Raw genomic sequence first — 22842 nt, 5'->3', positions numbered from 1 at the left:
TTTATGCCCTCGCTTCCATCAAGACTGCACTCAACGTTCGCTCGGCGAGCTTCAACTTGAAGTTGTTGTCGGGAGTCGGTCGCGCATCGGCGAAGGCCTTTGAAACGACCGCCTGCGCCCCCTGCGGAAGCGATGTTTCCGCAGCTTCCGCACGCCAGGGCTTCGGTGCCACGCCACCGAACGCCACGCGTCCCGTTCCATCGCGTTGCACGATTGCGGCCACAGACACGAGCGCGAACGCGTATGAGGCCCGGTCTCGCACCTTGTGATAGACGTGAACGCCACCGACAGGAGCCGGCAATGTGACGGAACTTATGAGCTCACCCGGCTGCAACGCCGTCTCAAGTTGAGGCGTCTCTCCGGGTAGGCGATGTAAGTCCGCGATGGGAATGCGGCGGCGCTGATTCTGCGAGTTCACCGTCTCGACGGTCGCGTCCAGCACTCGCATGGCAACGGCCATGTCGCTCGGATGGGTCGCAATACAAGCGTCACTGGTGCCGATCACGCCCAGCGAACGCGATGCGCCGCCTATTGCGCTACAGCCAGAGCCCGGACGACGCTTGTTGCATGGCTGATTGGTGTCGTAGAAGGAGGGGCATCGAGTGCGCTGAAGCAAATTGCCAGCAGTCGTCGCTTTATTGCGAAGCTGTCCGGACGCGCCTGCCAGTAGCGCACGCGACAGCACGCCATAATCGCGTCGCACTCTCATGTCTGCTGCGAGGTCCGTGTTTCGGACAAGTGCGCCTACACGGAGTCCACCTTCGGGCGTAGCCTCGATTCGGTCGAGATTGAGGCCGTTGACGTCGACGAGATGCTGCGGCGTTTCTATTTGCAGCTTCATCAGGTCCAACAGATTCGTGCCACCAGCAATGAACTTGGTGTCCGGGCGCCGGCTAGCAGCCGCCGCGGCTTCGGCGGGTGTATTAGCTCGCTCGTAGGTGAACGGCTTCATGCTTCACCTCCCGCAACTTCAGTGATGGCCTCGACGATATTGGAATAGGCGCCGCAGCGACAGATGTTGCCGCTCATGCGCTCGCGAAGTTCGTCGACACTCAGTAGCGGCTTCTCGACCAGGCTCTTACTCACATGGCTCGGCACCCCGCGTTTTACTTCATCAAGCATGCCAACTGAGGAGCAGATTTGCCCCGGCGTACAGTACCCGCATTGATAGCCATCGTGTTTAACGAAAGCGGCTTGCAACGGATGCAGATGGTCGGGTGTGCCAAGACCCTCAATAGTGGTGACCTTGTCACTTTGATGCATCACGGCGAGCGTAAGACAGGAATTGATGCGGCGACCGTTCACGAGAACCGTACAAGCGCCGCATTGACCGTGGTCGCAGCCTTTCTTCGTGCCCGTCAAGTGAATGTGTTCCCGAATCGCATCCAGCAGCGTCGTGCGAGTGTCAAGCTGCAGCGTATGACTTTGCCCATTGACGTTAAGCGTCACGTGGGTGGTCATTTCGCTTCGCTCGGTCGCGGAAGACGTCGTGGTGGTTGCCGCAAGCGCACGGTCAGGTCTCACGCTTACCGCGGCGGCCGCGGCAGCGCCACTGACGAGAAAGTTTCGCCTTGATAGGGTGGGTGTACTGTCATCCATACGCTTGCTCCTTAATGTCGCAATGGGAGGGGATAGCCGCGTGACGTCTGAAGTCTTGCCGGCGTCCGCGAAGTGTTCGTCTTGATAGCGTGTCAAAGAGCCTGTCTGCGCCCAGTGCGCGCTTAAAAAATGCCGTGCTTGAAGAACGCTTTTTTCAATCTAATGCGCAAGGATGTTTGCTGCCGCGTGATAGCTTCTTCAGGCCAAGTGCGGACACGGCGCTGCCGATTCCCATGAGAGCAATGACCAATCCCATTGGAAAAGGGCTTCCGTTTGAAAGCGCGCCCACGACGGCGGAGCCGGCAATTCCGGTTCCGTACTGAATAGCGCCGATAAGGGCCGATACTGCGCCTGTCCTTGTTGAGAAGATGCCCATGGCACCGGCAATCGAATTGGCAACGATAAAACCGTTCAACGAGACAAACACAAAAAGCGGTATGACGAGGCCGGCGACGCCACCGAAATCGGTCAAAGAGGTAATCGCGACAGCTACGCCGGAGAGGGCGGCAGCGACCGCTCCCGCACGCATGATATTGTCGCCTCCCCAGTGTCGAACGTATCGCGCGTTCAACTGATTGGTCAACATAATCCCGACGATGCCTGCTGCGAACAGCAGTCCGTACCCTTGCGGTGAAACATGATGGTACGCAATAAAGGCGAATGGCGTTCCGGCTATGTAGGCGTATATGCCACCGTAGAAAAAGCCGCCTGCCCCGGCGTACGCCAACAGTGGCCTGCTTCGGAGCAAATTTCCGTAAGCGATGAACGCGTGCTTCAGCGGCTCTTGATTTCGCCGCGCCGGCTGTAATGTTTCAGGCAAAAGTGTCAGGGCCAACATCGTGAAAAGCCCGACGCCGACGAGCGTCCAAAAGATGACTCGCCATGACGCAAGATGCAGGATAATGCTTCCGACGCTTGGTCCGATCAGAGGCGCAATGGCCATTACTGTTATCAGCGTGGACATCATCTGCGCTGAACGAACGCCGGTGTAGAGGTCGCGGACAATGGCGCGCGCAAGGACGACACTAGCGCACGCGCCGACAGCCTGCACGGCACGCCACACAATCATCGTGTGCGCGTCATTGGACAATGCGCAGCCTGCCGACCCCAGCACGAACAGCACGAGGCCCGCAGAAATAGGCAATTTACGGCCGAACCGGTCGCCGATAGGGTCCCACAGCAGTTGGCCCAGACTGAAGCCAACGAGATATCCGGAGATGGTGTATTCGAGCGTCCCTGCGTCGGCATGAAGCGTCTCTGCCATGCCGGGTAACGCAGGGAGATACAGGTCCGTGGAAATCGAAGCGAAAGCCATCAGCAAACTAAGAATGGCCAATGTGCGCATACTGTGAGTCCTTGCGTCTGCAACCGTCCCAGATTGTTCAACAGACGCGACAGGCGGTGACGGTGCCTCGACGGTGTGATTGGTATTCGTGGATGAATCTGTCAGTTCGGTCATGCGATTTAGGCGCGCCGTTCGATTCCGCAAATCACTAAAGATAGACCACCATTTAAAACTCAACAATCCGCGTATGATTGCAAGGCCTAGTGAGAAATATTCATCAATGCCTCGCGCCGCTATCTCTGACCTGTCTACCTTCGTCTCCATTGCGCAGCACGGGAGTTTCAGCGCGGCGGCACGAGCGTTAGGCGTTACACCGTCCGCACTCAGTCATACCATGCGTGCGCTCGAGGCGCGCCTGAAAGTGCGACTGTTTAACCGAACGACTCGCTCCGTGGCATTGACCGAAGCAGGGCAGCAACTTCTACTCCGGGTTGCGCCAGCGATACACGAGATGGAAGTGGCTGTGGACGAAGTCTCGTCAGCGCAGCACAGCCCGTCTGGGACTGTGCGCGTGAGTTGCTCCGAAACTGGCGCAAGGCTTCTTGTTCGCGAGATTCTTCCGGGTTTTCTCAAGCAGTATCCCGATATCCAAGTTGAGTTCGTCGTCGACACGCGGCTGGTCGACATTGTGGCAGGTGGCTTCGACGCCGGCATCCGCGTCTTTGATGACGTGCCTCGCGATATGGTTGCCATTCAGTTCGGGCCGGAGATGCGAATGGTAGCGGTCGCGTCACCGGCCTATGTAGCGGAGTGGGGCGTGCCGAAAGCGCCCGATGATTTGCTGAAACATCGCTGCATCCGCTTCCGGTTTGAAAGCGGTGCGTTGTATCTGTGGGAGTTCGAGAACAGGGGAAAGCGAGCCTCCCTGGACGTGAAGGGGCCGATGACGCTTGGCAACCTGAACCTGATGGTCGACGCCGCGCTCGGCGGAATCGGAATCTCGTGGGTCCCGCTGTCTATGGTTGAGCAACTCGTCTTATCTGGAGACTTGCTCCACCTGTTGCCTGGATGGGGCCTGACTTTTCCCGGTCTTTGCCTCTACTATCCAGCAAACCGCCACACGCCTATGGCGCTGCACCTATTTGCGAAGGCAATTCGAGAATGGGTCCGAGACAGGCAAGAGCCCTAGGCTTGACGTCGCGGGCAGGACTTTTGTCTAGAGCCGGTTAGATCGAAGCCCGCACATTTCACAAGCAATATGAGCCCTTATTGATGTGTTATCCGAATTAATGCGTTAGCTTTTTGAGAGGCAAAGAACCAAGATTGGTCTCGATGCATCATCGTGCCGACATTTCAGGGGCGCTTGGCCTCATTTCTCGTCAAGCTGGCAACTTTGGCAGCGAAGACGCGTGTCGGACGTTTTTCGCCGGTGCTCTCTTATCCTTAATCCCAAGACGATTGATTTTTCGGCAGCGCGTTGTGCGGGTCATAAAGCTCGAGATGGTCTTGCAAGTCAAGGGGCTCTGTGTAGAGAACGAGGTTCGTACCGTCAGGCGTGAGCCGCGATTTAAAGAGGATAACCTTAGCACCACATGAAACAACCTCGTCGCCGAGGATCCAACTCGGCGGCTCAATGCGTTGATGAAACCAGCATTGACGCCAGTCGCAATAGAAATCCTCCCATAAGGAAGACCACTTACCGCTTTCGTATCCGTTCGTGAAGTCAACTACCGGAGCGACAGTGAGGTTATAGCTGACGAGGGTTCCCGGCGGCATCAATGACGAGATTTGTTGATACTCGCGGATGGCAGTGTCATGGTCCAAGGCCAGATAGAGCGCATTGAGGCCGACACGATTTGCGCGACCGCCATGCGCTCCTACTCCCGCGCCGCTCGCCGGCGTGCCGGCCCATTTCGGTACGTGCATCCGATAGGCGATTACACCGGCCAATTCGGTAAGGATCATCCTGCGGCACCCGCCTCGAACGACGAGACGTAACGAAGGACGTCGTCGGTTCGACCTTCAGATACCAATTGCTCTGCAGTTTTGTAGCTGAACACCGGAAGTGGCTCGTTCCGGTACCAGAAGAGCGCCTTTGTGACGTCCCCTGAAATATCCGTCGCCGCACGGATGACCCGAAGCGCATCGCGCAGGAATCGCTGCACGCTTTCGGAGGCGGGCTGACGGCTGATCGTGTTCCGGTGTACGTGAGCCTGCTGCGCTAGGGTTTGCAGGTCGATATGCAGGGCATCGCCAAAGCGCCGTGCGGAGACAATCGGAGCAGGATCTTCGGGATCGCGCAGTGAGGCCATAAACCGATCGAAGCTTTCGTCGGCGCTGGGAACGATGGGAGTATCAATAGGCATGGCCACCTCGAAGCATACTATATGCACAATATTAGCATAACATCTGCTCAAGAGATTGAGCGACAGTGCTCTTTTTAAATTCTACGTCTTTTTGGTGATCTTGGAAGATAGGACGCTTACATAAGGATCTCAGCACCTCGGAATGCGACACTTGAACTTAAATTATGCAAATTCGGTGCTCATATTAAGCATGTACGTCACGCGCTTTCACGTGAAACAACTCTCTGAACTAGCGAATCTTACAACATAAGTAGTTAACAAAAACCGATAAATTGATTTATGTAAAGTTTGATCTAGTTTGCTGCGCGGAACCCAACTCAGTCGGTGTACAAGGTGATTTTCTCTCGTTACAGGATCGCTCCGATGCGGACTTCAACGCCCGTCGTGAGGCTACCGAAAGGGACCACGAGGCATCCCACGTGCAAGGGGATCTGGTTCTCGTCCGTGATACGATCCGCCAGCGCATTCGATGTGAACCGCGAGCTTCGCCGAAAGATCTCGTTTTGGAAGGCTTCAGCGACCAACCCTTCACCTGCTGCAGGCCCTTCAACGAGGAGCCGCGAGCAAAAATTCGCAACCCTTTGCGGGCAAGCGACTTACCGGACCACATAACACCGCGTTCGACAATGAGGCGGCGACTCAAACGAGAACGCCCTCGCCTGACGAGTCGATCCGGAGACTCTTCCTTTCAACGCACAGCGCCATCATTCCCGGCCACCCGTTCGATGAATCTCTCGGCAGCGAGCGTGAAGGACCGCCGCCAGATGCGCTCAGCAGCGGTGAAGTCTTTCTCCTTCAGAGCCTTCGCCAAGGCATCGACGCGCTCCTCCGCGTCTTTCTCCCTGTCCGTGTAGGACATTTTCAGCAGGTTATTGAAGCGGACCACCTCAGCGGATAGCTCCTCGAAGTAGCGTGCAGTCTTGTCGAGGTTACTGGCGCGAACGATGGCGTTCTGGAACTCCAGGTGATTATTGATGGACGCTTCCTGATCGGACTCCTTGGCGAATCTCAGCGCATTGCGCGCCAGACGTTCGAGGTTGCGGATCACCGTACCGGTCAGCAACTCGGGTTTCTTCGCCAGCGCGCCGAGCGCGATCGCGCCCAATGCTGAGCGCAATGCATAGACCTCGAGAATATTCTCCGGATCGATTTCCGCGACAATTGCCCCGCGATTCGGCCGAATGTCCACGAAGCCTTCGCGACTCAGGCGCTTAAGCGCCTCGCGCACCGGATGCCGCGAAACGTTGAGTTGATCCGTCAGCCGCGCTTCGATCAGGCGCGTCCCCGGCGTGAGGCGACCGGAAACGATCGCATCACGAATCTGTTGAGCAGCATATTCCACGCTATCCAGTGCAGACTTCGGAACCAGTCCGCCGAAGTCTGTCTTTGTCTTGATTGCCACCAGAAATCACCCTGGAAAATGTCGACAATCAGCATTATAAGGGAGTAACTCACGGGCCAAAATAGACGGCTGAATGCGTTCAGCATGATAGCGCGCTGCCCTAACGTCGTGATCGCCGCCCAATCGTGTTTCGCTCGCGCACCCGCGTTACAGCGAGATGGTGATGCGTTCCTGCTGCTGATCGCCCGCGCCTTTGTAGGCGGTGATCTCAATCTCGAACAGATATTCGGGGCCGCCGAGCGGCGAGCACGTCACGCAGCTGGCCGGATCGATGCCCCGAAATCGCTCGCCAATAAACGCCATGACTTCCGGCACATCCGACTGACGCGGAATGAACACGCGAGAACGCACCACGTCCCTGAGCGTCGCACCGACCGACGCGAGCGCGCCTTCCACATTCCTGAACGCTTGCTCGGCCTGACCGACTGCCGTATCGGGCATCTTGCGCGTCTTGTAGTCGCGCCCTGCGGTCAGCGACATGAAAACCCAGTTATCCAGCACGACCACACGTGAATAGCTTTCGCGGTCTTCCAGAATGCTGCCCGACTTGACTTTGGTGATTTGCGTCATTTGATTGTCCTTTGCTACTTCGTTGATCGAGTTCAACTCCAGCCGCCATCGACGACGAAGTTCTGCGCACTGCACATGCGGCTGTCGTCGGCGGCGAGCCACAGCGCCATGCGCGCGACATCGTCGGGCATGACGAGATCCTTCAGGCACTGGCGGCGCGCGATCTCCGCCTTGCCGGCTTCGTCGACCCAAAGGTCGAGCTGACGCTGCGTCATGATCCAGCCCGGAATCAGCGTATTCACGCGCACGTTGTGCTGACCGAGATCGCGTGCGAGACCGCGCGTGAGGCCTTCGATACCGGCTTTCGCCGCGGTGTAAATCGGCATGCCGCCGAGGCCCACATGCCAACTGAACGATCCGACATTAATGATCGACCCCGCGCCGCGCCGGATCATCCCCGGCACGACCGCTTGCGCGCAGAAAAACAGGTGCCTCAGATTCAGCGCGATGCGCTCGTCCCAGTACTCAACCGATACGCTCTCCAGCGTGTGGCGTTCGTCGTGCGCTGCATTGTTGACGAGCACGTCGATGTCGCCATGCGTGGCGATGTGCTGCTCGACCGCCGCCTTCACCGCGCTCACGTCGCGCAGATCGACCTGCAGGAACACGGGCTTGCGCAGACAATTCGCATCGAGTTTGTCGAGCAGCGTGTTGGCCGCCGCCGCATCGCGTTCGATGAATGCAACACGCGCGCCCTGAAGGCAAAACTGCTCCACATGCGAAGCGCCGATACCGCCGCCGCCGCCCGTCACCAGCACATGCCGGCCTTCGAGGCTCGGATAGCGTGCGAAATTCATGATTTTTCTCCTGAGCGCGAAACGCTTCAGTGTTCGACTGCGACACGCTGCGCCAGTCTTTGCTGGCCGATATCCGCAATCGGTCCGACTTCTTTCTCGACCAACGGCAGCACCTTGGTGACGAACAACTCCATCGAACGATGCGCGCGCTTGAGCGGCATGCAGCCGAATTGGAAGTTGCACGCGTAATGCGTCGGGTCAAGCTGGCGAATGTCCTTTACGACGCGTTCCGCCACCTCCTCGACGCTGCCGCACAACGTGTTGGCGGCGTACTGTTCGATGGTCTGCTCGCCCTTGAATGGCTCGTCGGCGATGAAGCTGCCGTCCATCGGCAGATCGTTGAAACGCAGATGGCTAGCCATGCGCCCGACATAGCGCGCGCGTTCGCCGGCTTCGAGCGCTTCTTCGCGACTGTCGGTGACGTGCACGTATTGCATGACGGACAGCGGCTTGCTTTTCGGATCGACGCCGATCGACGCCCAGTTCTGATCGAGCTGGTCGACCATTTTGTAGAGCACCGGCGAGCCAAGCGTGCTGGCAGCGAGGAACGGCGTGGCGTCCGTGTGCTTGATGCGTTCGAGCAACGGAACCTGACTTGTTGTCATGTAGACGGGCGGCATCGGCGACTGCACCGGGCGCACCGCGAAAGTCGAGCGCGGCACCTTGAAGTACTTGCCGTCGGCTTCGACTTCGCCGTGCATCAGCACGCTTTCCACCGCGTTCCAGTATTCGAGGAACATCTCGACCTTCTCTTCGATCGGCAGGCGGAAGCGTTCGAATTCGAACTGCTGATAACCCGTGCCCACGCCGATCACCGCGCGCCCTTCCGATTGCACGTCCAGCAGCGCGATTTCCTGCGCGACGCGAATCGGGTTGTACAACGGCAGCACGATCACGCCCGTGCCGAGCTTGATGCGCTTGGTCCAGCCCGCTGCATAAGAGGCCATCATGAGCGGCGATGCGGACATCGAGTAATTGCAGAAGTGGTGTTCCGCGAACCACGCGATATCGAAACCGAGTTCCTCGGCGCCCTGCACCATCGTCTTGGTGTCTTTCATCACGCCGGCCGCGCCGTCGGGATGATCGCGCAAGGTCATCAGGCTAAAAATTCCGAACTTCATGAGCTTCTCCTTGACTACGGTGATATTCAAAAAACGTGAATGCGCCCGGTCAGGCGTTCAGCGCCAGCGCACTCGCATACGCGCCGTTCTGGTAAATGAGCGGACTGACTTCGTCGGTGAAGCGCACTTCGCTGACTTCCCCGATCACGACGATGTGCGTGCCGTACTCGACCGTCTGATGCACCGCGCAACGCAGCGTGGCCTGTGCGTCGGCGAGATACGGCAGCCCGGATGCATCGCGCTGCCAGTCGCCCACGCCGAAACGCGCATCGCCCTTCAACTTGCCGCCGAACGCGCTCGACACCGCCACGTGCGACCGACTGAGCACGTTCACGTTGAAGCGGCCCGCCGCCATCAACGGTCTGATCACCGAGGACGATGCGTTCAGGCACACGACCATCGAGCAAGGCTCGGTGGAAAGCGAGGTGACCGCCGTTGCGGCCATGCCGAACCAGCTTCCCTCGTGCGCGCAACTGATCACACTGACGCTGGCGGCCAGCCGGCGCATGCATTGGCGGAAATCCTGAGAAAGGTCTTGGGTGGTCATGGCCGTGCTCGACTCAATGAGGTTTCAACGACTTCCATATTGCGGATTATCTACAATCTGTCAAATCAAAATGGCGTGCTCGAAAATGCTCGCCACCGGTTTCACTTCACAGGCTGATGCCGCCGTCCACGATGATGGTCTGCCCGGTCATCATGCGCGCGCCGAAGCCGAGGTACAGGATCGACTCGGCGATGTCCGCAGGCATCGCCCAGCGCTTGAGCGGCGTCTTTTCGATGGATTCGGTCTTGTGCTCGTCCGTCCAGCCTACGCCCCACGAACTATCCACCACGCCCGGCGCGACTGCGTTCACGCGCACGTTCGGCGCGAGGGCGCGCGACAGGTTCTTCGTCAGATTGATGACGGCCGCTTTGGATGCGCTGTAGCACAGCGTGCTCGCGACCGAACCGAAGCCCGCGATCGACGCCGTGTTGACGATAGCGCCTTTCGCCTCGATCAGCGCGCTCGCCGCGACTTTCGAGCAACGGAACACGCTCATCAGGTTCGTGTTGAGCATGAAGGCCCAGAGGTCTTCGGTGATCGATTCAAGATCCGTCACCGGAATGGCCTTCTTTACGCCGGGCGCGCCCGCGTTGTTGACGAGCAGATCGAGGCGGCCGAGTTGCTGGATCGCTTCGTTGACCATCTTTTCGACGCTGTCCGCATGGCCGACATCGCCCGGTGCGCCGATGGCCTTGCCGCCTTCCGCGATGATCGCCTGCACTGCTTCCGGACCGCGAGGGTCGCCCGGCAGATAGTTGATCGCGACGGTTGCACCCGATCGTGCGAGCATCCTCGCGGTTTCCAGGCCGATGCCCGACGCGCCACCGGTCACGAGCGCCGCACGGTCCTTGAGGTCGAACGAAATCATGATGTTCCTTGTAGATTGCAGAATGAATAAAGCGTGGATGCGCCGGTCAGGCCATTTGTTCGCGCTGCAGGAAGCGCTGGGTGCGCTCGTCGCGCGGCGCTTCGAACATCTGCTTGACCGTGCCGACTTCGCACACGCGCCCCGAATGCAGAAACGCAATGCGATCGCCAGAGTGCCGCGCGAACTTGACGTCGTGCGTGACGACGACCATCGTCATGCCTTCGGACTTGAGCAGGCGCATGGTGTCGAGCACTTCGCCTACGAGTTCCGGATCGAGCGCGGAGGTCACTTCGTCGAACAGCATGTATTCCGGCTCCATCGCCAGCGCGCGGGCAATCGCCAGACGCTGCTGCTGGCCGCCCGAAAGCCGTGAGGGCATCAGGTTGATCTTGTCGCCTAGGCCCACATGCGACAGATGCTTGCGCGCGATCGCCGTGGCATCGGCGCGATTTTTCTTCGCCACCAGTTTGAGCGCGAGTTCCACGTTTTCCAGCGCGGTGAGATGCGGAAACGCGTTATACGACTGGAACACGATACCGAGCTTGCGGCGCAGCTTGTTGAGGTCCGTGCCCTTCGCGTGGACATCGACACCATCGACCGTGATGGTGCCCGCCTGAATCGGCTCCAGACCGTTGATGCACTGAAGCAGCGTGGACTTGCCTGAACCGCTCGGCCCGAGCAGACAGAGCAGTTCACCCTTGTTCACGTCCAGGTCGATGCCCTTGAGAATTTCCACTTCGCCGAATCGCTTTTGAACCGAACGGATCTCAATCATGATGCGATGCCTCTTTGCAGATGCGCGCTGTAACGCGACACGGAATAACAGATGACGAAGTAGAACAGCCCGACGCCCAGCAAGAGCGGCAACGTTTCGTTGGTGCGCGAGATCAGGATCTGCGCCGATTTCATGAAGTCGACATAGCCCACCACGCTGACCAGCGCCGTGTCGCGCGTGAGACCGAGTAACAGGCCGATCCACGCCGACATGCCCGTGCGCCATGCGAGCGTCGCGGAGATGTTGAACAGCGTCTGGAAGTACGTCATGCCGAGCGAGCGCGCCGCGCGCACGTAGGCATAAGGGACCGTGGACAGCGCGCCGCGCACCACTTCGGCGGTCACTACGGTCATCGACGAACTCAGCACGATGATGCTTAGCCAGAACGTGTCGAATTGCGCACCGGACAAAGCCAGCATGCTATTGGCGAGAATGAGCTGGATGATCAGCGGCACGCTGCGCGTGACATCGACATACGGCGTGGTGAGGACGCGGACCGCCGGCGAAGCGTGCCTCAACCAGCCGAGCGCGATGCCGAGCAAGGTGCCGATCGCGCCCGAGAGAATCGAGACCAGCAAGGTGTGCCCCGCACCGACGAGCAGAAAGGTCAGGTCTGTCCAGTGGAAGCTCTGATCGGGCAAAACGAAGTTCATGCTCAGGTCCTCAGTGCGCGCCGGAACACAAGCCGCGAGCCGAACTCAACGCCCTTGGCCAGCACGTAGTAGATCGCGGCGGTCACGATGAAAAACTCGAAGCTGCGGAACGAGACCGACTGCGCCGCGTTGGCCGCACCGCTCAGTTCCTGGAGCCCGATCAGCATGCCGAGCGATGAATTGAGCAACGCCCATACGGCCTGATTGGTGAAGGGGAGGATGACGTGGCGGAACACCTGCGGGAACACGACCTTCCGGTAAGCCTGGATCTGCGTCATGCCGAGCGAACGGGCCGCGCGCAACTGCTGCGCGGGCACGGCTGTAAGACCGCCGCGAAAGATCTCGGCGAGATAGCCCGCGTTGTTGAATGTCAGCGCGATCAACACGGCCCAGTAGCTCGAAATATTGAGCCCCAGCGCGCCGACGCCGAAATACATGGCGTACACCTGAAACACCGTGGGCGTGTTTCTCGCGATCTCGATCCAGCCTGCCGCGAACCCGTGCGCGATGCCGCGCGGGCCTTGCCGCGCCACCGAGAGGGGCATCGCGAAGAAGGTGCCGAACAGGACCGACAGACACGCGATCTGCACGGTCAGCCAGACGCCGGCCGCGAGTTGCGGCAGCGCGTCCCAGACCAGCGACCAGTAAAAGGTATATCCGAACACAGCTCCTCCTGCCCTTCTTGTACAGAGGCTTGGTAATGCAATCAGTAATCGACGCCCTTGAGATTCAGCGGTGCCGGCTCGCCGGGCGCGACGTACTTGTTATAAAGCTCCTTGTAGCGGCCCGACGACACCTGATTCCACACGAACAGCTTCACGAAATTGAGGAACTGATAGTCGTCGCGCTTCACGGCGATCGAATCCATGTCGTTCAGATCGACGTTTCCGGTCACCACGAAAGTCGGGAACTTGCCGCTCTTGACCAGCAGATTCGCGGTGGATGCCGAAACCAGAATGGCATCGGCCTTGCCTTGCTGAAGCGCGAGATAGGCTTCGGTATCCGAGGCGAAGCCGGTGTACGTGGTCTTCGAATCCTTCCATTCTTCCATATTGCGCTTGATGTACTGCTCGGTCGACGTGCCGTTCACGCCGCCCAGCGGATGCCCCTTCATGCCCGCCGCGTTCTGAATATTGCTGCCTTTGCGCGAGAGCACCACCGTGACGTAGTTGATGTACGGCTGGCTGAACGCGACCGAGATGCCGCGCTGCGCGGTATTCGTGGTCGAGGCGATCAGCACGTCGATGCGGTTCGACACCAGCGCGGGAATGCGGTCCTGCGAAGGCGTCTCGACGATCTCGGCGGTCGCGCCCAGCGTCTTCGCCATGTCGAAACAGTATTGGACGTCGAAACCGTCGGGCTTGTTATCGGGCGTTCTGAAGCCGGCCGGCGGCGAATCGAGCATCACCCCGCAGCGCAGCTTCTTCGACTGGATCACCGAGTCGAGCGTGGAGGCCGCGTGGCTCGGGACCATGATGGCCGCAAGCGCCATCCCGGCGATGCAACGCACAACTGCATTGAACTTCGACATATCCATCCCTTTTATGCTGAAGGGGCGCGATCCGGCGCGACCCCGTATCGATCGATTTCACCCGCGAACCGCCCTGCTCGCGGCCTCTGGTCCATATCCGCTTAAAGGAAGCTCGCCTGTTTTCTTTACCCGGCCTTTCGACTCGCCGGCGCATCGCGAATCAGTCAAAGCGCGTCTCCGATCTTCGCCGACATGACAACATTAAGTAGATTGTCTACAATCGTCAACTGTTCAAAATAAACTTATTCGACCTGTCCGGTCGACCGGTTCCCGAGCGCAGCCCCTGAAAGGAGACGTGATGCAGGCCCACGAGTTCGAAGTGTGCGACCAGCGCTTCCGCCATTTGATCCAGCCGAACGCCCTGCTGCACAAACTCGCGGGCGATTGTCTCTGGGCGGAAGGCCCGGTGTATTTTCCCGCTGCGGACCTGCTGATCTGGAGTGACATTCCGAACGACCGCATGCTGCGCTGGGCGCCGGGAATGGGCGTTGGCGTATTTCGCGCGCCGTCGGCGTTCAGCAACGGCAACACGCGCGACCGTGAGGGCCGCCTCGTCACCTGCGAGCATGGCGGCCGGCGCGTGACGCGCACCGAACACGATGGCCGCATCGTGGAACTGGCGTCGCGGTTCGAGGGCAAGAGCTTGAACTCGCCGAACGATGTGGTGGTCGACTCTCGCGGCGCGACCTGGTTCACCGATCCCGACTACGGGATCCTCGGCGACCATGAAGGGCATCGCGCGGAAAGCGAGATCGGGCGATGCAATGTCTATTGTATTGCGCCGGTGGACGGACGCGTGAAGCTCGCAGCCGACGACTTCGTGAAGCCCAACGGACTCGCATTCTCGCCGGATGAGTCGACGTTCTATGTCGCGGATTCCGGCGCGACGCATGACGAGCACGCGCCGCGTCATGTCCGGGCGTTCGACGTTTCCCGCGACGGCGCGTTGTCGAACTCACGCGTGCTGATCGAAATGCGAAGCGGCGTGCCGGACGGCTTTCGTGTGGCCGAACACGGCAACCTCTGGATCAGCGCGGAAGACGGCGTGCATTGCTATTCCTCCGATGGCGCACTGCTCGGAAAGATTTTGATTCCCGAGGTCGTCTCCAATCTCACCTTCGGCGGCACGGCACGGAACAAGATCTTCATTACCGCGACGACGTCAGTGTATGCGTTGTCGCTGTGTGTTCGCGGCGGGGGCACATAGCGGCGGATGATCTTGTTTCGTTTGCTGCGATTCCCCTTTTTTCGACTTTATTCAGAAACCGTTCCTTATGTCGTCTCTCGTTACGCTCACGATCACGCCTGAATTTGAACCCGAATGCGGCGCGCCCTCGCCCTCCCGTGTCATTTCCGGCAATCCAACCGCCAAGACCTGGATTCTCGATCAGGCATGCGAAGACAGTATTCACACTGGCATCTGGGAAGCCACACCAGGAGAAACGCGCGCAATCAAGGGCGATACCTTTGAGTTCTGTCACATCCTGTCAGGCGTCGTCGAAGTGATCGAAGACGGCGGTCTGCCCGTTCGCTACGAGGCAGGGCAGAGCTTTTTGCTCAAGCCTGGGTTCGTAGGTGTGTGGAAGACGATCGAGACAGTGAGAAAGATTTTTGTCGTGTGCGAATGACAGATAAATCGAGGCTCAACGCATCCTTGGTAGTGACCCTTGCCAGCATCGGACGCGCGAAAGGGAGTAATACGGCCGCCGCCACCGCCGCGCGCACGCTCAGTTAGAGCCACGCCACCAGCACGCGTTCCGCCGACGATCCGCAACTTTTGCGAGTGGTCGGCCGTGTGGGGCGCATGAGTAGATAGCCTGCGCGGTCACCGCGCGCACTGGACCGCGCCGCTCACGCGAGCACCAACGGCCGTGGCGATGCGCAGGCGATCCTCGCCGAAAAAGAAATCGAAGTGTGGCAGGCGCAGACCGTGGTGTCGCAGCTCGTCATTGATGCAGCGTCCAGCATATTCTACGCGCTCGGTGCATCGGCGACAGTACGAATGGCCGGACTCGATGGTACTCGCGCAATGCGTGCACGATCGCATCGCATAATCCGCGCATCTACAAAGACCGGATCGTGGGTGACTTCGCGGCAATGGAACGTTTCCGCTGGGGCAATGGCGGATCAGCGTGCACCGGGTTCGCGGATCGCGTGGACCCAGCAGTTGCGGCAAGGCGCATCCTTTTCTCGTCGCCCGACGAGAGCCCACTTCGAAGCGTGCCCTGGTCCAAGAGAAGGAACGCCTCCTCTGCTTACCCTCTAGGTACAAGCACCAATGCCTCGCCGAAAGTCAACGTATAAAATGACTGGTATTCCAGATCTCAGACATCACTATTCGGTCGTAATGCCGGTGATGTCCGTGACGCTCAACCGTGAGATCGACGCAAGGCTTGCGATCGAACTCTTCCATCCGCTCGAGGAACATCCATGAAACGACGCATCCTGGCTGCGTTTGCAGCTACCATCGCTCTGTCCGGAGCGAGCCTGGCACACGCCGCAGACAACCTGGCGATCGCGGGCATCGTCTTCCAGCAGGACATGTTCATGCGCAGCGTCGCAAGAGGCATGGGCGAAGAGGCCAAAGCGGAAAACGTCCAACTGCTGGACGGTAATTCGGACAACAAAGCCGAAAAAGAAGCCAGTCTCATCGATACGTACATTGCCCGGGGCGTCAAGGCGATCGTGATCGCACCGCTGAGCGATCAGGCGTCGATCCCGGCGCTCAAGCGCGCACACGACAAGGGTATTCAGGTCGTTACATGGACGACGGATATCAAGGCCGACTTTCCGGCCGCGCGCGTCGGGTCGTCGGGCGCGATCATGGGCGGTGGAACCGGAAAGGCTGCCGCGCGATTCATCAAGGAAAAGCTCGGCGGCAACGCGACCGTCGGGCTGATCGGCTTCAAGGCGCAGTTACCCGAGCTGAGCACCGCGCGCACGCAGGGTTTCCTGACCGAAGCGCGCAAGGGAGGCACCGTCAATATCGCCGCCGAACAGGATGCGTGGCTGGCCGAAAAGGCCGTGAACGTAGTCAGCGACATGCTCACGGCCAATCCCAGGATCAACGTGATTTATGCCGCCAACGAAGGCGGCACGGTCGGCGCGGTCCAGGCAGTGCGCCGCATGAACAAGCAGGGCAAGGTGTTCGTCTTCGGCACCGACGGCTCCGAGCAACTGACCGCATTTCTCCAGGATAACGATGGCGTTCTGATCGCGACGACGGCCGCGCAGCCCAAGCTCATCGGGCGAGAAGCGGTCAAGGCGGCGATCAAGGCCGCGAAGGGCCAGCCGGTCGACAAGGTGATCGAAGTCCCCGCCGTGCCGCTCAGCCGCGACGACCCCAAGACGCTCGCCTCCTACGCGTCGAGCCTGAAAAATGTCAATTGATACCGCTGCGGCGGACGCGCCGATCGTCGATGAAACGCGGGCACGTCTGACGCCCGCGCGCATCGAGGCGCGTGGCCTGTCGCGCAGTTTCGGAGCGAGTGTCGCGCTCAGGCCGTTCACGCACACGTTCGAGCCGGGGCAGATTCACGCGCTGATGGGCAAAAACGGTTCGGGCAAGTCGACGCTGCTCAAGATTCTGGCCGGCTCGATTCGCGCGGACGGCGGCGAGTTGCTCATCAATGGCACGCCGTGCGACTTTCATCACCCGTCCGATGCGTTCGCGGTCGGCATCCGCATGGTGCATCAAGAGTTGTCGCTGGTGCCTACGCTGTCGGTTGCCGAGAACATCTTTCTCGGACGGCTGCCTGTCACGCGCCGCGGACTCACGCGCGGCATCGACTGGAAGCAGTTGCGCCGCGACGCCGAACGCATGCTTGACGCCACGGGTCTCGATGTCTCGCCCGACGATCCTGTGTCGAAGCTGCCCGTCGGCCAGCAGCAGATGGTGGAGATCGTCAAGGCGTATGCCACGTCGCCTTCGGTCCTGCTGCTCGACGAACCCACGTCGGCGCTCAGTCATCGCGAAGTGGACCGGCTTTTCACGCTTGTGCGATTGCTGCGTTCGCATGGCGTGACCATGCTGTACATCACGCATCGCATGAACGAGATTTTCGATATCGCCGATACATGCACGGTGCTGCGCGACGGCGATCATGTCAGCTCGCTGCCGATCGCGCAGACCAGTCCGAAGGAAGTCGTTCGCGCCATGTTTGGCGAGCATCACGTACCGGCGCGGGTCGAGCCGCGCCAGTTGCCCGTGGATCAGCCGGCGCTGTCCGTCAGGAACCTGCAACGCAGCGGCGTGTTCGAAGACGTCAGTTTCGATTTGCGCCGCAGCGAAGTTTTGGGCATCGCGGGCATGCTGGGCGCGGGACGAACCGAACTGCTGCGTTCGATCTTCGGCGCCGATCCGCTGGGCAGCGGCAGCATCGAACTGCACGGCGAACGTGTTCAGGCGCCCACGCCGGCTCGCATGAAGAAGCTCGGGCTCGGTTATACGCCCGAGAATCGCAAGGAGCACGGCCTGGTGCAGATGCATTCGATTCACGAAAACCTCTGCCTGGCGGGCCTTACGCGCATGTCGCGCCTGAGCTTCATCAATCAGCAGATGGAAACCGCGCCGGTCCGGCGACAAATCGAGGATCTCGCGATCAAGGCGCCGCGCCCTCAACTTCCCGTCTCGTCGATGTCGGGCGGCAACCAGCAGAAAGTAGTGCTCGGAAACTGGTTCAACACGAATCCGCGCGTGATGTTCTTCGACGAACCCAGTCGCGGCATCGACATACAGGCGAAGGAACAGATCTTTCGCATCATCCGCGAGAAGACGCTGCAGGGCATGAGCGCGATCGTGGTGTCGAGCGAGCCGGAGGAACTGCTCGAAGTGTGCGACCGGATTTTGATCATGCATCGCGGACGGCTCGTGGCCGAGGTCAACCCTCAGACGATCGCACTCGACGATCTTTACCAAATCATGATGGAGGGCGCGCGATGACCGCCAAAGGAAATACCATGCCGAACGCGACCGCGGCCATGAAGGGCAAACAGCCCGGCGAATCCCTGTTGTATCGCTACATGCTGGAATTCGTGCTGATTTTCGTCGCGGTGATGCTGGCGTTCTGCGCGCAGGGCTTCGCGACCTTCTCCAACCTGCTCAACGTGATGCGTGCCATCTCCATGCTGGGCATCGTCGCGTGCGGCATGACGGCGGTGATCATCTGCGCGGAGATCGACTTGTCGGTCGGCTCGGGGATGGCGCTCGCCGGGTGCATTCTCGCGTGGGTCGTCGGCGCCTGCACGCCGGTGGTGGGCAGTGTCGCGGCGGTGCTGATCGGCTCGGCCGCCGCCATTCTCGCGGGCATGGCATGCGGCGCGTTCAGCGGTGTCATGAAAGCGGCCTTCAACGTGCCGACCTTCATCACCACGCTCGGGCTGTTCGCCGCACTGCGCGGAGCCGCGAATCTCATCACGGGCGGCTATCCGCTCGCCACGTTTCCGGGCTGGTTCGATTTCATCGGTAACGGCGCGCTGTTCGGGCTGCCCTTTCCGGCCTTCGTGTTCGTCGCTGTCGTGCTCGTGATGCACTTCGTCATGAGCTATACGACCTTCGGACGCGCCGTCTATGCGGTCGGCGGCAATGCCGAGGCGGCACGCCTCTCGGGCATCAAGGTTGCATGGGTAAAGACGGCGACACTAGTTCTGACTGGCGGACTCGCGGCACTGAGCGGCATTCTGATCGCGTCGCAGATCGGCTCGGGCACAGGCACGACCGCCACGGGCATGGAACTCGACGTGATCGCGGCAACGATCATCGGTGGCACCAGTCTGTTCGGCGGGAAGGGACGGATCTGGGGTACCTTCATCGGCGTGCTGTTCCTCGGCATCATCGGCAATGGAATGACTTTGATGAATGTTTCGGAATATTGGCAATATGTCGTGCGCGGTGCGCTGATCGTGGGCGCCGTCATGCTGAGTCAGGTCACGGACAAGCGGCGCTGATATCCGACCGGTACGCCTGGCTGTCATGCCGCGCATCTGCGCGGCGCTCCGGCCTACTCTCCCTGATCGTTCTGACGCATTCCTCTTCTGCCTTGACCCGGACATATCATGGAGCCCATTGCACGCAGTACATCATTGGCCGAGAGCGTCGCCGCGCGGCTTCGCGCGGCAATCGTAAGCGGAGACTATGAACTCGGACAGGCTTTGTCCGAACGGGTGCTGGCCGAAATTCTGCAGGTATCGAAGACGCCCGTGCGCGAGGCGTTGTCATTGCTGCGCATGGAAGGTCTGGTGAAGGTCCTTCCGCAGCGAGGCGCGATGGTCTTTCTGCCAAGCGAAGACGAAGTGCGCGAACTCTGCGAGTTGCGGCAGGCGCTCGAAAGCACAGCGGCGACTCGCGCCATGCAGCGCGATCATCTCGGCTTCGCCGACAGGCTCGACGATATCGTGCAGCGAATGACCGTCGCGCGCGAGCAGAAGCGCACGCGCACCTACCTCGAATGCGACACCGCGTTTCATCAGTGTTTCTTCGACTTCTGCGGCAATCAACTGATGTCCAGCACCTACGCGACGCATAGCGGCAAGATCGCGGCGTTGCGCACGCATCTCGCCGCGCGGCCCACGCATACCGACCTCAGCTTTGAGGAACATCGGCAGATTGCGGTTGCCGCGCGCGGGGGAGACACCGCGCGCATTCTCGCTCTCCTGGATAAACATATCGACCGGACCAGGCAAAGCTTCGCGCGCATCGTCGACGCCATTCAGGCCGCGCATCAGAATGCCTCGGCGCGCTCCGAGATCACACATGGGCGGCAGCGCGTCACGGCGCCATTGAAAAACGTTTAGCGGTCTGAAGCGCGCTTTGATAGGCGAGCGATTTTTCTTTCGTCGTCTTGATGTTCTGACCGCGCTTGTAAAGCCCCGAGCCGAGTCCGAATCCGCTTGCGCCGTCCTGCATCAAGGCCGCGATGTCAGCGGGCTGCACGCCGCCCACGGGAATCAGCGCGCACTCCGGCGGCATCACGCTGCGCCATGCCGTGAGCACGCTGCGCCCCAGTTGTTCGAACGGAAACAGCTTGAGCACGTCCGCGCCGTGCCTGAGCGCGGCGAATGCCTCGGTGGGCGTCGCCACGCCGGGCGCGGTAATAAGCCCGCTCGCCTTCGCCATCGCGATGATCTCGGCGTCGCTGTGCGGCATGACGATCAACTGGCCGCCCGCCTCCTTGACGTCGCGCACGTCCGAAGGACGAAGCACCGTTCCCGCGCCGACGAGCGCATCTTCGGGCATGGCGCGGCGAATGGCTTCGATACTTTCCAGCGGACGCGGCGAATTGAGCGGAACCTCGATCACTCGAAGTCCCGCTTCGTACAGCACGCTCGCGTGATCGACCGCCTCGTGAGCCTCGATGCCCCGAAGAATCGCGATCAGCGGGCAGGCGTCGAGTGCTGCCGCGAGCCGTGTTCGTGTCGCGGCCGAAGAATAATCGTTCGATATCGAAATCATGTTTGCCGTACCATCCTGGTTCAATTTGCGCGCACCGGCGCGGCGACAAGCCCCGCATCATGCGCAATACGGAAAAGTCCACATTCCGTCATGCCCTGAAGCACGCGAACGTCGGACGACCCCATTTTCTCGAGCGCCAGTTCGTACTTGCGGCATAGCGCGGCTTCGCCGATCAGGCCGAGCGTCCATTCGCTCAGCATCGACTGCTTCGCCGCGAGATGATTCGAAAGTCCCAGCAACTCGTGCGCGATCAACAAGCCCGACAGATAATCGGCCTGCTCCTCGGCTTGCAGTTCGCCGGTGAGCCCTAGCGTGCGCGCACTGAAAATAGTGGCGAGCATCCCGGCGCCACCCAAACGCATGGCAGTGTCGACTCCGCGAAGGAACGCTGTATCGTCCGGGCGAGGACAGGGATGCATGGTGCGGCCAAGAATTGTGTAATCCCGCAGCACGCCGAATACTTCGCCGGTCATGAAGGTGAGAAAGTGCTCGATCTGTCCATCGACGACGAACGCCCACTTCGCATGCGTGCCGGGAAGTCCGATCAGCGTTTTGCCGCCATCGGCAAGTTCGGGATGCGCCACCAGCGCGCCGAAGATCTGCGTTTCCTCCCCGCGCATCACATTCGGCAACGCGCCCCGCTCGATGATGCCCGGCACGATATGCACCGACGCACCGCGCGATGACGTGACGGTCTTGAGCGCGCCGCTCAATGGTGCGCAGTTGGCGGGTGCCGTGACGTAGGGCGCCTCCGCCCAACCTTGCGCGCTGCCGATCATGCCCGAGGCGATGACGGGCAACGCGCGCGAGTCCAGCCAGTCGCCGCAGAGCGCTTCGAACACTTCGTCGAAGCCGCCCATTTCGCGCGGCTTCGGCAAGCGCATGATGCCGTTCGCTGAGTGACGCGAATCCAGCACGGCGCCCGTCTCGTCGAACAAGTAGGCGCGCAAGGACGAGGTGCCCCAATCGAGACCGATCAGCGCCGGCGGGTTCGTGTTTTCAGTGGTCATCCGGCGGCTCGGGAAGAAAGGATTTCACGGTGGTTCGAATTACGACGTTCCATCGCATGGATCGACGAGGAAAGCATCACGCCACGAGATAGCCGCCATCGACCGGCACGATCGCGGCCGTCATAAACGACGCCGCCGGCGTGCACAAGAACACCGCCGTCTGCGCGACTTCTTCGGGCGTGCCCCAGCGTCCGAGCGGCGTGCGTCCGAGAATAGTCTTCGAGCGCGCGTCGTCCTGCTGAAGCGCCTGCGTCAACGGCGTTGCAATCCAGCCCGGCGCGATGGCGTTGACGCGAATGCCGTCCGCCGCATAGGCAATCGCCAGCGACTTCGTGAGTTGCGCCACGCCGCCCTTGCTTGCGCTGTACGCGGGCACGAGACCGCCGCCGAAAAAACTCAGCATCGATGCGGTATTCACGATGCATCCGGACGACTGCCTGAGCAACGGCCGCGCACCGGCGCACAAACGCATGGTGCCGTTGAGATTGATATCGAGCACCTTCTCGAAGACATCGACTTCATGCTCCTCGCCGCGCCGGATCACGCCCGCGCAATTGACGAGAATATCGAGGCGTTCGAATCGGCCCAACACGGTTTGGACGTCTTGTGCCGAACACACATCGAGCGAGACCTGCTCGACGGCTTCATCGACCGTGTTCGGTGCGCCATCGGGTGGCGGCAAGCCCGCCGCGACGACTTTCGCGCCGAGCGAGGCAAGCAAATTAGCGATGCCCGCCCCGATGCCCGATCTTCCGCCCGAAATGAGCGCGACCTTTCCTTCGAAAAGATTGTCTTTGAACGTCATGTGAGTCCCATGCAACGAATGATGTGAGCGTGATTCGCACTACTACGGGCTGCGTGCGTAAGA

At 60.3% G+C, this 22842-nt stretch carries 26 protein-coding genes; 8 read left to right on the top strand and 18 right to left on the bottom strand.

Going from position 1 to position 22842, the window contains the following annotated elements; genetic code table 11:
- Nucleotide 1: 1 nt before the first annotated feature.
- The 3 genes from ACYQ47_RS17685 to ACYQ47_RS17675 form a co-directional block, all read right to left on the bottom strand.
- Nucleotides 2–952, bottom strand: a complete 951-nt coding sequence (locus tag ACYQ47_RS17685; protein WP_459906224.1) for an FAD binding domain-containing protein — start codon at nucleotides 950–952, stop codon at nucleotides 2–4.
- The gene (gene paoA, locus ACYQ47_RS17680; protein WP_459906223.1) at nucleotides 949–1599 is read right to left on the bottom strand and encodes an aldehyde dehydrogenase iron-sulfur subunit PaoA; all 651 of its coding nucleotides are present in this window, start codon (nucleotides 1597–1599) and stop codon (nucleotides 949–951) included. The genes ACYQ47_RS17685 and paoA overlap by 4 nt, the downstream gene beginning before the upstream one ends.
- 154 nt (nucleotides 1600–1753) lie before the next feature.
- Nucleotides 1754–2944, bottom strand: a complete 1191-nt coding sequence (locus ACYQ47_RS17675) for a multidrug effflux MFS transporter (protein WP_459906222.1) — start codon at nucleotides 2942–2944, stop codon at nucleotides 1754–1756.
- A 220-nt stretch (nucleotides 2945–3164) separates the two neighbouring features.
- On the opposite strand from ACYQ47_RS17675, the gene ACYQ47_RS17670 reads away from it, so the two are divergent.
- Nucleotides 3165–4073: a LysR family transcriptional regulator gene (locus ACYQ47_RS17670; RefSeq protein WP_459906510.1), complete on the top strand. Its 909-nt coding sequence runs from the start codon at nucleotides 3165–3167 to the stop codon at nucleotides 4071–4073.
- A 254-nt stretch (nucleotides 4074–4327) separates the two neighbouring features.
- On the opposite strand, the gene ACYQ47_RS17665 is transcribed toward ACYQ47_RS17670, so the two are convergent.
- From ACYQ47_RS17665 to ACYQ47_RS17610, 12 genes are all read right to left on the bottom strand, one after another.
- A complete protein-coding gene (locus ACYQ47_RS17665; protein ID WP_459906221.1) occupies nucleotides 4328–4849 on the bottom strand; it encodes an RES family NAD+ phosphorylase in 522 nt (173 codons plus the stop codon).
- Entirely contained in the window at nucleotides 4846–5250 is a 405-nt protein-coding gene (locus tag ACYQ47_RS17660; RefSeq protein WP_459906219.1) for a DUF2384 domain-containing protein, read from the bottom strand. Before ACYQ47_RS17660 ends, ACYQ47_RS17665 begins: the two co-directional genes overlap by 4 nt.
- Before the next feature lie 688 nt (nucleotides 5251–5938).
- Nucleotides 5939–6652, bottom strand: a complete 714-nt coding sequence (locus ACYQ47_RS17655; RefSeq protein WP_459906218.1) for a GntR family transcriptional regulator — start codon at nucleotides 6650–6652, stop codon at nucleotides 5939–5941.
- A 147-nt stretch (nucleotides 6653–6799) separates the two neighbouring features.
- Nucleotides 6800–7222: a RidA family protein gene (locus ACYQ47_RS17650; RefSeq protein WP_459906217.1), complete on the bottom strand. Its 423-nt coding sequence runs from the start codon at nucleotides 7220–7222 to the stop codon at nucleotides 6800–6802.
- A gap of 32 nt (nucleotides 7223–7254) precedes the next feature.
- A complete protein-coding gene (locus ACYQ47_RS17645) occupies nucleotides 7255–8019 on the bottom strand; it encodes an SDR family NAD(P)-dependent oxidoreductase (RefSeq protein WP_459906216.1) in 765 nt (254 codons plus the stop codon).
- A 26-nt stretch (nucleotides 8020–8045) separates the two neighbouring features.
- Nucleotides 8046–9140 carry an LLM class flavin-dependent oxidoreductase gene (locus tag ACYQ47_RS17640; protein ID WP_459906215.1) on the bottom strand — a complete coding sequence of 365 codons (1095 nt, stop codon included), beginning with the start codon at nucleotides 9138–9140 and terminating at the stop codon, nucleotides 8046–8048.
- Between the two features lie 49 nt (nucleotides 9141–9189).
- Nucleotides 9190–9687, bottom strand: coding sequence for a flavin reductase family protein (locus ACYQ47_RS17635; protein ID WP_459906213.1), 498 nt, complete (start codon nucleotides 9685–9687; stop codon nucleotides 9190–9192).
- A gap of 106 nt (nucleotides 9688–9793) precedes the next feature.
- Nucleotides 9794–10555: an SDR family NAD(P)-dependent oxidoreductase gene (locus ACYQ47_RS17630; RefSeq protein ID WP_459906212.1), complete on the bottom strand. Its 762-nt coding sequence runs from the start codon at nucleotides 10553–10555 to the stop codon at nucleotides 9794–9796.
- A 46-nt stretch (nucleotides 10556–10601) separates the two neighbouring features.
- Complete coding sequence (locus ACYQ47_RS17625) at nucleotides 10602–11330, bottom strand: amino acid ABC transporter ATP-binding protein (protein WP_459906211.1); 729 nt, start codon at nucleotides 11328–11330, stop codon at nucleotides 10602–10604.
- The gene (locus ACYQ47_RS17620; protein ID WP_459906210.1) at nucleotides 11327–11983 is read right to left on the bottom strand and encodes an amino acid ABC transporter permease; all 657 of its coding nucleotides are present in this window, start codon (nucleotides 11981–11983) and stop codon (nucleotides 11327–11329) included. The genes ACYQ47_RS17625 and ACYQ47_RS17620 overlap by 4 nt, the downstream gene beginning before the upstream one ends.
- 2 nt (nucleotides 11984–11985) lie before the next feature.
- Nucleotides 11986–12648, bottom strand: coding sequence for an amino acid ABC transporter permease (locus ACYQ47_RS17615; protein ID WP_459906209.1), 663 nt, complete (start codon nucleotides 12646–12648; stop codon nucleotides 11986–11988).
- Nucleotides 12649–12689: 41 nt separating this feature from the next.
- Complete coding sequence (locus tag ACYQ47_RS17610) at nucleotides 12690–13514, bottom strand: transporter substrate-binding domain-containing protein (protein WP_459906208.1); 825 nt, start codon at nucleotides 13512–13514, stop codon at nucleotides 12690–12692.
- A 298-nt stretch (nucleotides 13515–13812) separates the two neighbouring features.
- On the opposite strand from ACYQ47_RS17610, the gene ACYQ47_RS17605 reads away from it, so the two are divergent.
- The 7 genes from ACYQ47_RS17605 to ACYQ47_RS17575 all read left to right on the top strand — a co-directional run bounded on the left by ACYQ47_RS17605 (nucleotide 13813) and on the right by ACYQ47_RS17575 (nucleotide 20306).
- Nucleotides 13813–14721, top strand: coding sequence for an SMP-30/gluconolactonase/LRE family protein (locus ACYQ47_RS17605; protein WP_459906207.1), 909 nt, complete (start codon nucleotides 13813–13815; stop codon nucleotides 14719–14721).
- A 67-nt stretch (nucleotides 14722–14788) separates the two neighbouring features.
- A complete protein-coding gene (locus tag ACYQ47_RS17600; protein ID WP_459906206.1) occupies nucleotides 14789–15142 on the top strand; it encodes a cupin domain-containing protein in 354 nt (117 codons plus the stop codon).
- A gap of 677 nt (nucleotides 15143–15819) precedes the next feature.
- Entirely contained in the window at nucleotides 15820–15948 is a 129-nt protein-coding gene (locus ACYQ47_RS17595; RefSeq protein ID WP_459906205.1) for a hypothetical protein, read from the top strand.
- Nucleotides 15945–16904, top strand: a complete 960-nt coding sequence (locus tag ACYQ47_RS17590) for a substrate-binding domain-containing protein (RefSeq protein WP_459906204.1) — start codon at nucleotides 15945–15947, stop codon at nucleotides 16902–16904. The genes ACYQ47_RS17595 and ACYQ47_RS17590 overlap by 4 nt, the downstream gene beginning before the upstream one ends.
- Complete coding sequence (locus ACYQ47_RS17585; protein ID WP_459906203.1) at nucleotides 16894–18456, top strand: sugar ABC transporter ATP-binding protein; 1563 nt, start codon at nucleotides 16894–16896, stop codon at nucleotides 18454–18456. The genes ACYQ47_RS17590 and ACYQ47_RS17585 overlap by 11 nt, the downstream gene beginning before the upstream one ends.
- Before the next feature lie 17 nt (nucleotides 18457–18473).
- On the top strand, nucleotides 18474–19460 hold the full coding sequence (locus tag ACYQ47_RS17580) for an ABC transporter permease (protein WP_459906202.1): 987 nt from the start codon (nucleotides 18474–18476) through the stop codon (nucleotides 19458–19460).
- Nucleotides 19461–19568: 108 nt separating this feature from the next.
- Nucleotides 19569–20306, top strand: coding sequence for a GntR family transcriptional regulator (locus ACYQ47_RS17575; RefSeq protein WP_459906201.1), 738 nt, complete (start codon nucleotides 19569–19571; stop codon nucleotides 20304–20306).
- Here the strand turns inward: ACYQ47_RS17575 and ACYQ47_RS17570 are convergent.
- The 3 genes from ACYQ47_RS17570 to ACYQ47_RS17560 form a co-directional block, all read right to left on the bottom strand.
- On the bottom strand, nucleotides 20281–20964 hold the full coding sequence (locus tag ACYQ47_RS17570; RefSeq protein ID WP_459906199.1) for a 2-dehydro-3-deoxy-6-phosphogalactonate aldolase: 684 nt from the start codon (nucleotides 20962–20964) through the stop codon (nucleotides 20281–20283). The genes ACYQ47_RS17575 and ACYQ47_RS17570 overlap by 26 nt on opposite strands.
- Before the next feature lie 20 nt (nucleotides 20965–20984).
- Nucleotides 20985–21974 carry a 2-dehydro-3-deoxygalactonokinase gene (locus tag ACYQ47_RS17565; protein ID WP_459906198.1) on the bottom strand — a complete coding sequence of 330 codons (990 nt, stop codon included), beginning with the start codon at nucleotides 21972–21974 and terminating at the stop codon, nucleotides 20985–20987.
- Nucleotides 21975–22050: 76 nt separating this feature from the next.
- Nucleotides 22051–22779 (bottom strand): SDR family NAD(P)-dependent oxidoreductase, encoded by a 729-nt coding sequence (locus ACYQ47_RS17560; protein WP_459906196.1) that lies wholly within the window; start codon nucleotides 22777–22779, stop codon nucleotides 22051–22053.
- Nucleotides 22780–22842: the final 63 nt, after the last annotated feature.

This window comes from Caballeronia sp. HLA56, assembly GCF_054655155.1.
Note: the sequence above shows the minus strand (reverse complement) of the source record. Positions and strands in the feature narration are given on the sequence as shown.

What these genes read in the sequence shown, in the direction of transcription:
- ACYQ47_RS17590 (WP_459906204.1), top strand. Translation starts at nt 15,945, where the DNA reads ATGAAACGACGCATCCTGGCTGCGTTTGCAGCTACCATCGCTCTGTCC.
- ACYQ47_RS17585 (WP_459906203.1), top strand. Translation starts at nt 16,894, where the DNA reads ATGTCAATTGATACCGCTGCGGCGGACGCGCCGATCGTCGATGAAACG.
- ACYQ47_RS17665 (WP_459906221.1), bottom strand. Translation starts at nt 4,849, where the DNA reads ATGATCCTTACCGAATTGGCCGGTGTAATCGCCTATCGGATGCACGTA.
- ACYQ47_RS17660 (WP_459906219.1), bottom strand. Translation starts at nt 5,250, where the DNA reads ATGCCTATTGATACTCCCATCGTTCCCAGCGCCGACGAAAGCTTCGAT.
- ACYQ47_RS17645 (WP_459906216.1), bottom strand. Translation starts at nt 8,019, where the DNA reads ATGAATTTCGCACGCTATCCGAGCCTCGAAGGCCGGCATGTGCTGGTG.
- paoA (WP_459906223.1), bottom strand. Translation starts at nt 1,599, where the DNA reads ATGGATGACAGTACACCCACCCTATCAAGGCGAAACTTTCTCGTCAGT.
- ACYQ47_RS17650 (WP_459906217.1), bottom strand. Translation starts at nt 7,222, where the DNA reads ATGACGCAAATCACCAAAGTCAAGTCGGGCAGCATTCTGGAAGACCGC.
- ACYQ47_RS17620 (WP_459906210.1), bottom strand. Translation starts at nt 11,983, where the DNA reads ATGAACTTCGTTTTGCCCGATCAGAGCTTCCACTGGACAGACCTGACC.
- ACYQ47_RS17565 (WP_459906198.1), bottom strand. Translation starts at nt 21,974, where the DNA reads ATGACCACTGAAAACACGAACCCGCCGGCGCTGATCGGTCTCGATTGG.
- ACYQ47_RS17625 (WP_459906211.1), bottom strand. Translation starts at nt 11,330, where the DNA reads ATGATTGAGATCCGTTCGGTTCAAAAGCGATTCGGCGAAGTGGAAATT.
- ACYQ47_RS17670 (WP_459906510.1), top strand. Translation starts at nt 3,165, where the DNA reads ATGCCTCGCGCCGCTATCTCTGACCTGTCTACCTTCGTCTCCATTGCG.
- ACYQ47_RS17605 (WP_459906207.1), top strand. Translation starts at nt 13,813, where the DNA reads ATGCAGGCCCACGAGTTCGAAGTGTGCGACCAGCGCTTCCGCCATTTG.
- ACYQ47_RS17575 (WP_459906201.1), top strand. Translation starts at nt 19,569, where the DNA reads ATGGAGCCCATTGCACGCAGTACATCATTGGCCGAGAGCGTCGCCGCG.
- ACYQ47_RS17600 (WP_459906206.1), top strand. Translation starts at nt 14,789, where the DNA reads ATGTCGTCTCTCGTTACGCTCACGATCACGCCTGAATTTGAACCCGAA.
- ACYQ47_RS17580 (WP_459906202.1), top strand. Translation starts at nt 18,474, where the DNA reads ATGCCGAACGCGACCGCGGCCATGAAGGGCAAACAGCCCGGCGAATCC.
- ACYQ47_RS17640 (WP_459906215.1), bottom strand. Translation starts at nt 9,140, where the DNA reads ATGAAGTTCGGAATTTTTAGCCTGATGACCTTGCGCGATCATCCCGAC.
- ACYQ47_RS17630 (WP_459906212.1), bottom strand. Translation starts at nt 10,555, where the DNA reads ATGATTTCGTTCGACCTCAAGGACCGTGCGGCGCTCGTGACCGGTGGC.
- ACYQ47_RS17635 (WP_459906213.1), bottom strand. Translation starts at nt 9,687, where the DNA reads ATGACCACCCAAGACCTTTCTCAGGATTTCCGCCAATGCATGCGCCGG.
- ACYQ47_RS17570 (WP_459906199.1), bottom strand. Translation starts at nt 20,964, where the DNA reads ATGATTTCGATATCGAACGATTATTCTTCGGCCGCGACACGAACACGG.
- ACYQ47_RS17595 (WP_459906205.1), top strand. Translation starts at nt 15,820, where the DNA reads ATGACTGGTATTCCAGATCTCAGACATCACTATTCGGTCGTAATGCCG.
- ACYQ47_RS17560 (WP_459906196.1), bottom strand. Translation starts at nt 22,779, where the DNA reads ATGACGTTCAAAGACAATCTTTTCGAAGGAAAGGTCGCGCTCATTTCG.
- ACYQ47_RS17685 (WP_459906224.1), bottom strand. Translation starts at nt 952, where the DNA reads ATGAAGCCGTTCACCTACGAGCGAGCTAATACACCCGCCGAAGCCGCG.
- ACYQ47_RS17675 (WP_459906222.1), bottom strand. Translation starts at nt 2,944, where the DNA reads ATGCGCACATTGGCCATTCTTAGTTTGCTGATGGCTTTCGCTTCGATT.
- ACYQ47_RS17610 (WP_459906208.1), bottom strand. Translation starts at nt 13,514, where the DNA reads ATGTCGAAGTTCAATGCAGTTGTGCGTTGCATCGCCGGGATGGCGCTT.